This is a genomic window from Tsukamurella ocularis (genome assembly GCF_965138335.1).
Lineage (GTDB): Bacteria > Actinomycetota > Actinomycetes > Mycobacteriales > Mycobacteriaceae > Tsukamurella > Tsukamurella ocularis_A.
Genome location: NZ_CBCSDV010000039.1, coordinates 19,014 through 30,994 on the forward strand (window position 1 = coordinate 19,014; position 11,981 = coordinate 30,994).

The 11,981-nt window shown below is 72.2% G+C and carries 15 protein-coding genes and 1 pseudogene; 8 read left to right on the forward strand and 8 right to left on the reverse strand.

All coding sequences use genetic code 11. The features are described 5' to 3' along the window. Window positions 1-8 precede the first annotated feature (8 nt). A complete protein-coding gene (locus ACNAYW_RS22565; protein WP_415851865.1) occupies window positions 9-1,454 on the forward strand; it encodes a sugar porter family MFS transporter in 1,446 nt (481 codons plus the stop codon). 16 nt (window positions 1,455-1,470) lie between these two features. Here the strand turns inward: ACNAYW_RS22565 and ACNAYW_RS22570 are convergent, their stop codons facing one another. Beyond that, on the reverse strand, window positions 1,471-1,875 hold the full coding sequence (locus ACNAYW_RS22570) for a PPOX class F420-dependent oxidoreductase (RefSeq protein ID WP_415851866.1): 405 nt from the start codon (window positions 1,873-1,875) through the stop codon (window positions 1,471-1,473). 41 nt (window positions 1,876-1,916) lie between these two features. Here ACNAYW_RS22570 and ACNAYW_RS22575 point away from each other — a divergent pair, with 41 nt between their 5' ends. From ACNAYW_RS22575 to ACNAYW_RS22605, 7 genes are all read left to right on the forward strand, one after another. Then, on the forward strand, window positions 1,917-2,702 hold the full coding sequence (locus tag ACNAYW_RS22575; RefSeq protein WP_415851867.1) for an SDR family NAD(P)-dependent oxidoreductase: 786 nt from the start codon (window positions 1,917-1,919) through the stop codon (window positions 2,700-2,702). After that, window positions 2,699-3,838, forward strand: coding sequence for a precorrin-6y C5,15-methyltransferase (decarboxylating) subunit CbiE (gene cbiE, locus ACNAYW_RS22580; RefSeq protein WP_415851868.1), 1,140 nt, complete (start codon window positions 2,699-2,701; stop codon window positions 3,836-3,838). The genes ACNAYW_RS22575 and cbiE overlap by 4 nt, the downstream gene beginning before the upstream one ends. Further along, a complete protein-coding gene (gene cobM, locus ACNAYW_RS22585; RefSeq protein WP_415851869.1) occupies window positions 3,835-4,593 on the forward strand; it encodes a precorrin-4 C(11)-methyltransferase in 759 nt (252 codons plus the stop codon). The genes cbiE and cobM overlap by 4 nt, the downstream gene beginning before the upstream one ends. Continuing rightward, on the forward strand, window positions 4,593-5,336 hold the full coding sequence (locus ACNAYW_RS22590; RefSeq protein ID WP_415851870.1) for a cobalt-precorrin-6A reductase: 744 nt from the start codon (window positions 4,593-4,595) through the stop codon (window positions 5,334-5,336). Before cobM ends, ACNAYW_RS22590 begins: the two co-directional genes overlap by 1 nt. A gap of 126 nt (window positions 5,337-5,462) precedes the next feature. Next, window positions 5,463-5,792: a nuclear transport factor 2 family protein gene (locus ACNAYW_RS22595; protein WP_415851871.1), complete on the forward strand. Its 330-nt coding sequence runs from the start codon at window positions 5,463-5,465 to the stop codon at window positions 5,790-5,792. 5 nt (window positions 5,793-5,797) lie between these two features. After that, window positions 5,798-6,058, forward strand: coding sequence for a hypothetical protein (locus tag ACNAYW_RS22600; RefSeq protein ID WP_415851872.1), 261 nt, complete (start codon window positions 5,798-5,800; stop codon window positions 6,056-6,058). A 7-nt stretch (window positions 6,059-6,065) separates the two neighbouring features. Next, entirely contained in the window at window positions 6,066-6,650 is a 585-nt protein-coding gene (locus ACNAYW_RS22605) for a cysteine hydrolase family protein (protein ID WP_415851873.1), read from the forward strand. Window positions 6,651-6,655: 5 nt separating this feature from the next. Here ACNAYW_RS22605 and ACNAYW_RS22610 read toward each other — a convergent pair whose 3' ends face one another. From ACNAYW_RS22610 to ACNAYW_RS22640, 7 genes and pseudogenes are all read right to left on the reverse strand, one after another. Next, window positions 6,656-7,249, reverse strand: coding sequence for an HNH endonuclease signature motif containing protein (locus tag ACNAYW_RS22610; protein WP_415851874.1), 594 nt, complete (start codon window positions 7,247-7,249; stop codon window positions 6,656-6,658). 29 nt (window positions 7,250-7,278) lie between these two features. Continuing rightward, a complete protein-coding gene (locus tag ACNAYW_RS22615; protein WP_415851875.1) occupies window positions 7,279-8,547 on the reverse strand; it encodes a DUF222 domain-containing protein in 1,269 nt (422 codons plus the stop codon). A gap of 100 nt (window positions 8,548-8,647) precedes the next feature. Continuing rightward, window positions 8,648-9,079, reverse strand: coding sequence for a PPOX class F420-dependent oxidoreductase (locus ACNAYW_RS22620; RefSeq protein WP_415851876.1), 432 nt, complete (start codon window positions 9,077-9,079; stop codon window positions 8,648-8,650). 49 nt (window positions 9,080-9,128) lie between these two features. Then, entirely contained in the window at window positions 9,129-9,419 is a 291-nt protein-coding gene (locus ACNAYW_RS22625; RefSeq protein WP_415851877.1) for a DUF1330 domain-containing protein, read from the reverse strand. Between the two features lie 15 nt (window positions 9,420-9,434). Beyond that, entirely contained in the window at window positions 9,435-10,913 is a 1,479-nt protein-coding gene (locus ACNAYW_RS22630; RefSeq protein WP_415851878.1) for a precorrin-2 C(20)-methyltransferase, read from the reverse strand. After that, entirely contained in the window at window positions 10,910-11,545 is a 636-nt protein-coding gene (locus ACNAYW_RS22635; protein ID WP_415851879.1) for a precorrin-8X methylmutase, read from the reverse strand. The genes ACNAYW_RS22630 and ACNAYW_RS22635 overlap by 4 nt, the downstream gene beginning before the upstream one ends. A 9-nt stretch (window positions 11,546-11,554) precedes the next feature. Next, a pseudogene (locus ACNAYW_RS22640) lies at window positions 11,555-11,981 on the reverse strand (precorrin-3B synthase); the annotation flags it as partial.

Genomic DNA, 11,981 nt, shown 5'->3' on the forward strand with positions numbered 1-11,981 from the left:
GAGGCATCATGACGCACGGCGGCGGCACTACGGCCGAGGGTCCCTCGATCTTCGAGGAGGGCGACGGCAACAGCAGCCGCGTCGTCCAGATCGCGATCGTCGCCGCGATGGGCGGTCTCCTCTTCGGCTACGACAGCGCCGTCATCAACGGCGCCACCAAGGCGATCGAGGGCCGCTTCGGCATCCACGGGTACGCGCTCGGCTTCGCCGTCGCGTCCGCGCTGCTCGGTGCCGCCGCGGGCGCGATGACCGCGGGGCGGATCGCCGATCGGATCGGCCGCCTGCGGGTCATGCAGATCGCCGCCGTGCTGTTCCTCGTCAGCGCCCTGGGCTGCGCGTTCGCGACCGAGACCTGGGAGCTGATCGTCTTCCGTGTGGTCGGCGGCGTCGGCGTCGGCGTGGCATCGGTGATCGCGCCGGCCTACATAGCGGAGGTCTCGCCGGCGCGGATCCGCGGCCGGCTCGGGTCGTTGCAGCAGATGGCGATCGTGCTCGGCATCTTCCTCTCGCTGCTGGTCGACTGGTTGCTGGCCTCGCTCGCGGGCGGCGCGTCGAACGAGCTCTGGCTGGGCATGGAGGCCTGGCGGTGGATGTTCCTCGTGATGGCGATCCCCGCCATCGTCTACGGCGTGGCCTCGACGATGATCCCCGAATCGCCGCGCTACCTGGTGTCCCGGCATCGCATCCCGGAGGCCCGCAAGGTGCTCACCATGCTTCTCGGTGAGAAGAACATGGACATCACCGTCACGCGGATCGAGCAGAGCCTCGCGGGCGAGGAGAAGCACTCCTGGCGCGACCTGGTCAAGCCGGGCGGCGGCATCTACCCGATCGTGTGGGTGGGCCTGCTGCTGTCGATCTTCCAGCAGGCCGTCGGCATCAACGTCATCTTCTACTACTCGAACATGCTCTGGCAGGCCGTCGGCTTCGAGGAGTCGCAGTCGAACCTGATCAGCGTCTTCACGTCGATCGTCAACGTCGTCGTGACCATTGTCGCGATCATGCTGGTCGACCGGATCGGGCGTCGCCCGCTGTTGCTCATCGGCTCGATCGGCATGACGGTCTCGCTCGCCACGATGGCGATCTGCTTCAGCACCGCCGAGATCGTCGACGGCAAGCCGAGCCTGACGGGCGCGGTGGGCGTGCTCGCGCTGGTGGCCGCGAACCTGTTCGTCATCTTCTTCGGGGTCAGCTGGGGCCCCGTCGTGTGGGTCCTGCTGGGCGAGATGTTCCCGAACCGCATCCGCGGTGCCGCGCTCTCGCTCGCCGCCGCCGCGCAGTGGGCGGCGAACTGGGCCATCACCGTCACCTTCCCCAAGATGGAGGGCAACCTCACCCTGGCCTACGGCCTGTACGCGACCTTCGCCCTGCTCTCGCTCGTCTTCGTCTACCGATTCGTGCCGGAGACCAAGGGCAAGACCCTGGAGGACATGGACGGGAACCTCCCCGCCCGCTAGCCGCGGGCGGGAGCGACTAGGCGCGCAGGGTGCTCGATCCCAGCACCCTGGTCACGTCGATCTCGATCACCACGCGCTTAGGGTTCTCCCGCGGCGGCTTGTAGCGCACCGCGTAGCGGGTTTCCGCGTCGCGCACCGAGGCCTCGTCCGTCAGGACCCGCGCCGGGCCCTCCAGGGTGAGCCAGCGCGCACCGTCGACCTGCGTGAGCGCTGCGTATCCGCGGCGCCCGGCGTTGCGCGCCTTCTGGCTGTCGCCGGAGGTGATGACGCGGGCGAGGCCCGTCGCGGGGTCGTAGGTGAAGGCGATCGCGACGGTGTGCGGCGTTCCGTCGGATCGCACGGTGCTCAGCGTCGCGAGGTGACGGTCGGTCACGAAAGCGAGGGCGTCGGGATTGAGGACGGGGCGGTCGTCGTTGGGCACACCGTCACGGTAGCGGGGCGGCGCGCGTCTAGTCTGGTCCGGTGACTGCGGACAGGATTCCCGACGGTGCGGTGCTCCTCCTGGGCGGCCGGAGCGAGGTCGGCCTGGAGGTGGCGCGGCGGATCGCGCCGGGCCGCGACGTGATCCTCGCCGCGCGCCGCTCCGAGCACCTCGACGAGCAGATCGCCGCGCTCCGCGAGGTGGGCGCCACCGGCGTCTTCCCGGTCGAGTTCGACGCGGACCGCACGGAACTGCACACCGCCTTCCTCGACGAGGTCGCCGACCGGTTCGGCCGGATCGGCGTCGCGGTCGTGGCGTTCGGCATCCTCGGCGATCAGGCCCGGGCGGAGGCGGATCCCGCGCACGCCGTGCAGATCGCGCAGACCGACTACGTGGCGCAGGTGTCCATCCTGCTCGGGCTCGCGAACCTGATGCGCGTTCAGGACCCGCGCGCCGCCGGCAAGGGCGCGATCATCGCCTTCTCCTCGGTCGCCGGGGTGCGGGTGCGCAAGGCGAACTACGTGTACGGCAGCACCAAGGCCGGCCTCGACGGTTTCGTCCAGGGGTTCACGGACTCCCTGCACGGCAGCGGGATCCAGGTGCTGCTCGCCCGGCCCGGCTTCATCGTCGGCGCGATGACGCGCGAGCTCATGGCGTCCGGGGTGCGGCCCGCGCCCTTCAGTCGCACCGCCCCGCAGGTCGCGGAGGCGACGGTGCACGCGCTGCGGCGCGGTCACCGGGTCGTGTGGATCCCGCCGGTGCTCCGGCCGCTGTACGCCGCACTCCGGTTCGTCCCGCAGGCGGTGTGGCGCCGGATGCCCCGATGACGGTGACGGTGGTCGGCATCGGCGCCGACGGCTGGCCGGGCCTCACCGACGGGGCGCGCCGCTCCCTCCTGGACGCGACCGTGATCCACGGCGCGCCCCGGCAACTGGACTACCTCCCGAAGGGACTCGGCGACGAGGTCGCCCGCGCCTGGCCCTCGCCCCTGCTGCCCGCGATCGACGAGCTGGCCGACGGAGCACACGTGCTGGCCAGTGGGGACCCGATGTTCTACGGCATCGGCGCGACGATCGCGCGGCGACGGCCCGACCTCGACCTGCGGGTGATCCCGCACCTGTCGTCGTTCGCGCTGGCCTGCGCCCGGCTGCGCTGGCCGGCCGAGGAGGTCACGGTGGTCTCCGCGGTGGCCCGCGACCCGGCGCCGGTCGTGCAGGCGCTCCGTGCGGGCCGACGGACGATCGTGCTCAGCGAGTCCGGCTCCACCCCCGCGCAGCTGGCCGATCTGCTGGGCGGCGCGGGCCTGGCCGCGACCATCACCGTGCTGGAGCAGCTGGGCGGCCCCCGCGAGAAGGTCCGCTCGTTCCGGCGGAACCTGCGCATCGACGACCTGAACGTGGTCGCGCTCGATCCGGCGGAGCCCTCGGGGGAGTTCGTCTTCGAGCACGACGGCCAGATCACCAAGGCCGACGTCCGGGCCATGACCGTGGCCGCGCTGCGGCCGACGCCGGGCTGGATCTGGGACTTCGGCGCGGGATCCGGTTCGGTCGGCATCACCTGGGCCCTGCAGGGCGGCGGCTCCGTCGTGGCCGTGGAACGGCGCGCCGACCGGGCTGAGCGGGCGGCGCGCAACGCCGCCCGGGCCGGGGTGTCCCTGGAGGTGGTCGTCGGCGACACCGCCGACCTCACCGCCGACCTGCCCGTGCCCGACGCGATCTTCATCGGCGGCGGCCTCACCGAGACCCTGGCGGCGGCCTGCGTCGGCGTGCTGCCGGTGGGCGGTCGACTGGTGGCGAACACCGTCACCGTCGAGGGACAGACCCTGGTCGCGGCCCTGCGGGCCCGGTACGGCGGCGAGCTCCGCAGCTGCACCATCGCGGACCTGGCGCCGCTGGGCGCCGGAACCGCGTGGCAGCCGCGACGGCCCATCGTGCAGTGGATGTTCGTGAAAGGTGCGGCGTGACCGTCTACTTCATCGGCGCCGGCCCCGGCGCCCCCGACCTGCTGACGCTGCGCGGTGCGGAGCTCCTGGCCCGGTGCCCGGTGTGCCTGTACGCGGGATCGCTGGTGCCGCAGCAGATGCTGGACCGGTGCCCGCCGGACGCGCGGCTCGTGGACACCGCCCGGATGCCGTTGCCGGACATCGTCGACGAGCTGGTCTCTGCGCACGCCGCGGGGCTCGACGTGGCGCGCCTGCACTCGGGAGACATGTCCCTGTACTCGGCGTTCACGGAACAGGCCCGGCGGCTCGACGCCGCCGGCGTGCCGTACGAGATCGTCCCCGGCGTCCCCGCCTTCGCGGCCGCCTCGGCCGCGCTCGGCCGGGAGCTGACGGTGCCGGGCGTGGGCCAATCGCTGCTCATCACCCGCGTCTCCACCCTGTCGACGGACATGCCCGCCGGGGAGGACCTCGCTTCGCTGGCGCGCACCGGGGTGACGCTCGCGCTGCACCTCGCCGCACACCGCGCGCAGGCGCTCACGGACGACCTGCTGCCGCACTACGGCGCGGACTGTCCGGTCGCGGTCGTGGCGTTCGCGAGCCGCGATGACGAACAGGTCGTGCGCTGCCGGCTCGCCGACCTGCCGGTCCGGTTGGCGGCGGCGGGGATCACGCGGACGGCGGTGATCTTCGTCGGGAGGGTGCTCGACGGCGAGGCCGTCGAGGAGAGCTACCTGTACTCGGCGCGGCGGCTGCGTCCTCCGGGGGCGAGCCACTGATGCGCCGCGTACTGGTCCTCGGCGGGACCGCGGAGGCCCGGGAGCTGGCGCGACTGCTGCACGAGGACCCGCGGTTCGCGGTGCTCAGCTCGCTCGCCGGCCGCGTGGCGGATCCCCGCCTGCCGGTGGGCGAGACGCGGATCGGCGGCTTCGGCGGACCGTCGGGGCTGGCCGGATTCCTGGCCGACGACGGGGTCGACGCGGTCGTGGACGCCACCCACCCCTTCGCGGCCACGATCTCCCGCAACGCCGCGCTCGCGGCGGACGCCGCGGGGGTGCCGCTGCTCGCGCTGGTCCGCCCGGAGTGGTCGCCCGTGGTGGGCGATCACTGGACCCGCGTCCCGACGGTGCCGGCCGCCGCGGCCCTGCTCGCCGGTCGATCCGGGGGGCGGGCGATGCTCACCACCGGCCGGCAGGACGCGCACGAGTTCGCCGGGCTCGACGACTGGTGGTTCCTGATCCGGGTGGTCGACGCACCGTCGGGCCCGCTGCCAGCCCGGCACGAGCTGCTCCGCGACCGCGGTCCGTACACGGTCGACTCCGAGCGGGCCCTGCTGCGCGAGAACGACGTCGACATCCTGGTGACCAAGAACAGCGGCGGCGACCTGGTGTCCGCCAAGCTCGCCGCGGCGCGGGAACTCGGCATCGAAGTGGTGATGGTCGATCGCCCGGCGCGCCCGGAGGGGGTGCCCGCGGTGGCGACCGCGGCAGCGGCGTACGCCGAGCTCGTCGCGGGCGGCTGACCCAGCCTGATCCACAACCGGAGCTTGTGGATCCGCTCGGTTTTCGAGCGGCGGCGTCGGGGTCGCGCCCCTACGATGGCCTGTGTGGGGCTGCAAGCCCACGGACGCTACGACGAGGAGACGCGCATGACGACCATCGACATCCCCAGCCCGGTTGCGGAGTTCATCGATTCCGTGAACGCCGGTGACGAGACCGCCTTCCTCGACGCCTTCACCGCGGACGGCTTCATCGACGACTGGGGCCGCGTCTTCGCCGACCGCGCCGCGATGCAGGGCTGGAGCGCGAAGGAGTTCATCGGCGCCAAGGGCGTGCTGACGCCGGAGAAGGTCACCGTCGACGGCGATACCGTGACGGTCGTGGGCGATTGGCGCAGCACCCATGCCAACGGCCTCAGCGAGTTCACCTTCGCCGTCGCGGGGGATCGCCTGAAGTCCATGACGATCCGCGAGGGCTGACCACCGTGCGGACGATCATCATCGTCACCCTCGGGATCGTGCTGGCGCTGATCTTCCTCGCCGTCGGGCGGAAGGTCGGGTCGGTCGGCCCGCAGCGGGCGGCGCTCGCCTTCGTCGTGCTCTGGACGCTGGCGATGATCGGCAACCTCGCCGTGGGCGTCTCGCACGGCTACACCGTCGCCGAGGAGTTCCCGATCCTCCTCGTCAACGTCCTGCCGGGCGCCGTCGTGGCCCTGCTGGGCGCGCGCCTGCTCACGCGGGCATGATCGAGGCATGACAGCTGCTGTTCTCGCCCTGCACTGGCAGGTGAACGTGATCGAGCCGGAGGGATTCTTCGGCCCGATGCTGGCCGCGCCGGTCGCCGAGTCCGGTGTCGTGGATCGGGCCGCGGCCTTCCACGACGCGGCGATCGCGGCGGGCGTGCCGGTGATCTTCACGAGGTTCACCGTGCCCGAGGGCGAGGGTGACCTGGTGCGGAACACCGCGTTCATGCAGGCGGTCGGCGACGCGCAGGAGGCCTTCCGGCCGGACGCCGACGGCGCGCGGATCATCGCCGTCATGGCCGATCAGCCCACCGCGGTCTACGACAACCAGCGCCTGTCCGGTCTCGCCGGGCCCGCCACGGAGTGGCTGGCGGAGCACGGCATCGACACGCTCTACCTGACCGGCGTCGCGACCAACCTCACCGTCGAGCAGACCGCGCGTCACGCCACCGACCTCGGATTGATCGTCCACGTCGTCGAGGACTGCGTCGCGGCGGCCGATCCCGCGGTGCACGCCGCATCGATGGCGAACCTGGACCTGGCGACCGCCGGGCGCGTCACAGCGGAAGAGGCGGCGACGCAGTTCTCCACGTAGCGCGCTCAGAACGGTGGCGGCTCGTCGTCGGGGTGCGGACGTCCCGGCGGTCGGGGATGGGGCGCCACGTCGGGGAACCGCGTGGGCGGCTCTGTGTTTCGGCGCGATTCGTTCCGGCGCGATTCGTCGCGGCGGGTGTGCGTGAACGCGAGGATCGCGATCTCGAGGCTGCGCTCGAACTCGGATTGCGGCGTGTCCGCCTCGTGGGGTTCGAGGTCGTTCAGGAGGGCGATGCTCGCCGCCCGAGCGTCAGCACGGCGGGCGTGTTCGCGCTCGAGGCGGGTGGGGCCGTTGCGGTACTGCACCTTCGGGGTCCTGGATGGTGGTGTGGTCCAGTCGATCCGGCGGAGGTCGGGGAACAGGCCGAGGACAGTGCCTGCGGGGTCGACGATCAGCAACCGACCGGTAGGACTGGTCCAGAGGATGCGACCGTCGGGCAGGCGCGCATCGATCCACCCGCCCGCGGTCTTCAAGCGGTGGTGGGCTTTGCACAGAGGCTGCAGGTTGTCGGCGGTGGTGGGCCCGCCTGCGGCGGGGTCGTGGTGGTCGTACTCGGTGGAGTGGTCGATCTCGCATCGCGCGGCGGGTCGGGTGCACATCGGGAACACGCACCGCGGGTAGAGCAGGGTCAGATAGCGGGCGAGGTCAGCGGTGAGCCGGTACCCGGACGAACCGTGCGCCGTGACCAACGGCGGCGCAGGCTCGGGCGCGTCGGGTGCGGGTGTGGGTTCGGGGTGCGGTTCGACTGGTGCGGGCTCCGACTCAGCTGCGGCGGGCTCGGACTCATCGGTCGCAGGCGCAGGCGCGTCGGGTGCAGGAGTGGCCTCGGGCTCGGGTTCAGCGGTTTCCGTGATGCGCTCACCGAATTCGCGGATGACGGCATCGTCGCGGGCGGCGAGGTCACGGGCGTGCCCGCGGTGACCGGGCCGTGGCCGACGAGGTAGCCGGCGTCGTCGCTGCGCCCGGCGAGGGTGGTCTCGTTGATCACGACGTGGATGAGGGTGCGGTAGCGGATGATCGCCCCGTCGACCGATCCGTCATCGGGGCGGCGTTCCTCGCGGTAGGGGCATCCGGGCTGATCGCACTTGCAGCCGAGGGTGATCGATCCGCGAACGCGAGCAGTCAGTCCATCGGCGCGTTTCTGCGCGATGGTCCGCGGGTCGTGATCGCACACGGTCTCGATGATCTCCTCGACCCTGGCGTCGATCTCCAGTACGTCCTCTGCGGGCAGTAGCGCGTAGGCAGCGGCCATACCGTCGTCCTCCGCCCGGAACACCACGGTGCGGTCCTCCCGCGCCCGCTTGCGGCGCTTCTCCGCAGCATGCGGGTCGATGGCTTCCACGATCCTGTCCGCCGCCTCCCGCACCGCCGGGATCGCCAGCAGTTCGAGCGGGTCACGGCGCAGTCGTTCCGCGATCAGTTCGTCGAAGCGGCGAGCCTGCTCGCCGGTGAGGACTCGACTCCACCGCAACGCCTCCTGCCCGGCGCGCACCGAGATGCAATTCTCCCCGACGAGCGTGAACACCCGGGGGAGTCGTTCGATGAATCCGACGGCTTCCGTCAGGGCGCGGTCGGCGGCATCGGGCCCGAGGCGGAGTCTGGTGGAGACCTGGGCGTTCAGAGCGATCTCCCGCAACCGCAGGTCCTTCCTGCGGGCCAGGAGTTCCCTGTCAGTGACATCGGCAGCGGGCAGTCCCAGGTACTCGGCCTCCGCGTCGGCGTAGACGGTGCGGTACAAGCTGTAGAGAGTGGTGATGGTGCGGCAGAACGCGAGGTTCTCGCGCCGTCCTTGTTCGAACAACACGTCCGCTGTTCGCTCCTGAAAGCCTGCGGCGTCGGCGAGTTCCGGAGGCAGCAGATACCCCGGTAGTTCGCGCAGTCCGCTCGGGAGGTCCATGACTCCATAATACGCTCATGCGTTCGACATCGCTATGACTATCCGAATAGCGTTCATCGGGTCGCGCCGCGGACACCACGAGGAGGGAGGCACCGCCGGATCAGCGCAGCTTGGCGCCGTATGCGTGGGTGACCTGCAGCACCAGTAGCACCCGACGGTCGGCGACCATCACCTCGCGGTACTCGCGCCAGTCGGGGTGTTCGCCCGCGCCGCTGCGGTAGTACTCGACGAGGGCGTCCACCTCGGGGCCGTCGGGATCCGTCGACGGGCCGATGAGCGTGGCCGTCCCCTCCGCGGTGGCCCAGGTGTAGCCGTCGGCGCTGGTGAACTCGATCGCGGCGCGCGGATCGCGCCGCAGGTTGGCCTCCTTCGCCCGGCCCGCGGTCATGGAGACCAGGATCCGGTCGGCGTCCGCGGCGTACACCGTCGTAACGGGCGAGAGCTGCGGCATGCCACTGGCCCGGAGCGTCGCGAGGACGCCGATGCGGCTGGAGGCGATCAGGCTGCGGGGGTCGAACTCGGTCGATGCCATGGTCGGTCCAACACGTGGCCGGCCCCGCCTGTTCCGCGCGCAGTGCGCGTCAGGAACCTTCGCAGATCCGGATCTCCCGGACGGCGCCGTCACCGAGGGCGGCGAGCGCCTCCTGGTAGGCGGGGGAGTCGTGCGCGGCGACGGCCTGCTCGAGGCTGTCGAACTCGATCACGGTGGTGCGCTCGATCTTCCCCGCCTCGTAGGCGACGGCGGCCTGGCCGCGGACGATGAACCGCCCGCCGGCGTTCGTGATCGCCGGACCGCCGATCCGGGCGTACTCGGCCATCTTCTCGGGGTCCTTGATCTCCTGGTAGAACGCGATCCAGTACGCCTTCGCCATGTCCTTCTCCTTCTCTCAGTACTTACGGGGAGTGTGCACGATGCGGCCGCCGGACCGTTCGGTCACCTCGGTGCGCGAGGAGCCGATGATGAGCAGGCACCGCATGTCGACCTGCTCCGGGTCGAACGCGCCGAGAGTCGTCACCGTCAGGGACTCCTCGGGGGAGCCGACGGCGCGCCCGACGATGACGACGGTCTCGGGGGCGCGCACCTCGAGCAGCACCTCGCGCATCCGGACGAGCTGCTCTCGGCGCGTCCTCGACGCCGGGTTGTACACGGCCAGCGCGAGGTCGGCTGCGGCGACGGCGCGCAGCCGCTCCTCGATGACCTCCCACGGCTTGAGGTAGTCGGAGAGCGAGAGCACCGCGTAGTCGTGGCCGAGGGGCGCACCGACCCGGCTGGCGACGGCGTTCGCGGCCGTCATGCCGGGCAGCACGCGGACGCGGACGGCGTGGAACGACGGATCGGCGGCGACCTCCGCGACGGCGGAGGCCATCGCGAAGACGCCGGGGTCACCGGAGCTGACCACCGCGACGCGGGCGCCGCCGGCCGCGAGTTCCAGTGCATGGCGGGCCCGTTCGGCCTCCACCCGATTGTCGGAGGCGTGCACTCGCTGCCCCGGGCGGGGCCGCACGCGGTCGGTGTAGGTCTGATAGCCGACGATGTCGGTGGCCTCGGAGAGCTCGTGCCGCACCTCCGGCGTGGTCCACGCCTCGTCGCCGGGGCCGAGCCCGACCACGACGACCTCGCCGCGCTCGCCCGACGGTGGCGTGGGCGCGTTGATCCGGCCGGGCACGAGCACCGTCGCGAAGTACGGGACGTCCTCGGCGCTGACGTCGTCCACCGCGAGCACGCGCTCGTCCGCGCGGCTGGCGCGCTCGACGTACCAGGCCGCGCCGTCGCGGTCCGCCTCCCGCAACGCGCCGCGCACGGTCGGGAAGGTCCTGCCCAGCTTCATGATCGCGGCGGCGTCGGTGTCGGCGAGCCGGCGCCGCAGCTCGTCCGCGGGGAGCGTGCCGGGCAGCACGGTGAGCACCTCGTCGGCCTCGACGAGCGGGACGCCGGTGGCGGCGGCCGCGGCGCTCACGGAGGTGACACCGGGGACCACGACGCACTCGAAGCGGTCGCGCAGCCGCTTGTGCATGTGCATGTACGAGCTGTAGAACATCGGATCGCCCTCGGCGAGCAGGGCGACGTTCCGCCCGGCCGCCAGGTGCTCGGCGAGCTCCTCGGCGGCGCCGGCGTAGAAGTCCTCGAGCGCGCCGCGGTAGCCGCCGGGGTGGTCGGTGGTCTCGGTGGTCACCGGGTACATGAGCCGGATCTCGGTCTGGTCGGCGCGCAGGTACGGCGCCGCACAGGCGCGGGCGTTCGAACGGCCGTGCCGCGCACTGTGATAGGCCACGACGTCGGCTTCCCCGATGAGCCGCGCCGCCTTGACGGTGACCAGCTCCGGATCGCCCGGCCCCACGCCCACGCCGTACAGGATCCCCGTCACAGCTCCTCCTCCCGCGCCAGCGCGTTGAGCGCCGCCGCCGTGATCGCGCTGCCGCCGCGGCGGCCCAGCACGGTGATGAACTCGACGCCCAGGCCGCCCGCCTCGGCGACCAGTGCGTCCTTCGATTCGGCGGCGCCGATGAACCCCACCGGAATCCCCACGACCACCGCGGGCTTCGGCGCGCCCGCGGCGAGCAGATCGAGCAGGTGGAACAGAGCGGTCGGCGCGTTGCCGATCGCGACGACGGCGCCGTCGAGGCGCTCGCCCCACAGCTGCAGGGCCGCGGCGCTGCGCGTCGTCCCGAGCTCGGCGGCCAGCGCCGGGACCCGCGGGTCGCGCAGCAGGCAGAGCACCTCGTTGTCGGCGGGGAGGCGCGTCCGGGTCACGCCGTGCGCCACCATGTTCGCGTCGGTGAGGATCGGCGCGCCCGCCCGCAGGGCCGTGCGCCCGGCGGCGACGGCGCCCGACGAGATGCGGATGTCGTGATCGAGGTCCGTCTGGCCCGCGGCGTGGATCATGCGGACGGCCACCGTCTCCGCGTCCGCGGCGACAGCGCTGAGATCGGCCTCGGCGCGGATCGTGGCGAACGATCGCCGGTAGATCTCGGCGCCGTCGGTGAGGTAGTGGTGCACCCGGGAAGTCTATTCGCCGGGCTCGTCGGTCACGACCACCCGTCGGTGTTCGCCGGGCGGTGCGCCGCAGCCGCGCTCGCAGGCGACCACGTGCACGCGCTCCCCGTCGTCGAGTCCGCCGTCGATCCCGTCGGCCAACTCGGCGGCGCGGCCGAGCGAATCCCCCTGGGCGCGAGCACACCCGTGGTCGCCCACGCAGGCGCTGACCCGCAGCAGCGGCGAGTTCGCGTCGAAGATCAGGCCCAACGGGGCGAACACCCGCACCACGGTCTCGGCCACGCCCTCGTCGAGCCCGTGCAGGTGCAGCGTGCGCCACGGGGTGACGGTGATGGGGTGGTCCGCGGCCGCGACGAACTGCGCGGTGCGCGGGTCGAGCCGGCCGAGCGGGACGCCCATGCCGAGCGTCACCGTGCCGTCCGGGCGGTCGAACCAGCCG

Bases quoted from the DNA above. Each gene is read 5' to 3' on its own strand.
- ACNAYW_RS22565 (WP_415851865.1), top strand. From the start codon at position 9: ATGACGCACGGCGGCGGCACTACGGCCGAGGGTCCCTCGATCTTCGAG.
- cbiE (WP_415851868.1), top strand. From the start codon at position 2,699: ATGACGGTGACGGTGGTCGGCATCGGCGCCGACGGCTGGCCGGGCCTC.
- ACNAYW_RS22590 (WP_415851870.1), top strand. From the start codon at position 4,593: ATGCGCCGCGTACTGGTCCTCGGCGGGACCGCGGAGGCCCGGGAGCTG.
- ACNAYW_RS22595 (WP_415851871.1), top strand. From the start codon at position 5,463: ATGACGACCATCGACATCCCCAGCCCGGTTGCGGAGTTCATCGATTCC.
- ACNAYW_RS22605 (WP_415851873.1), top strand. From the start codon at position 6,066: ATGACAGCTGCTGTTCTCGCCCTGCACTGGCAGGTGAACGTGATCGAG.
- ACNAYW_RS22610 (WP_415851874.1), bottom strand. From the start codon at position 7,249: ATGTGCACCCGACCCGCCGCGCGATGCGAGATCGACCACTCCACCGAG.
- ACNAYW_RS22615 (WP_415851875.1), bottom strand. From the start codon at position 8,547: ATGGACCTCCCGAGCGGACTGCGCGAACTACCGGGGTATCTGCTGCCT.
- ACNAYW_RS22620 (WP_415851876.1), bottom strand. From the start codon at position 9,079: ATGGCATCGACCGAGTTCGACCCCCGCAGCCTGATCGCCTCCAGCCGC.
- ACNAYW_RS22625 (WP_415851877.1), bottom strand. From the start codon at position 9,419: ATGGCGAAGGCGTACTGGATCGCGTTCTACCAGGAGATCAAGGACCCC.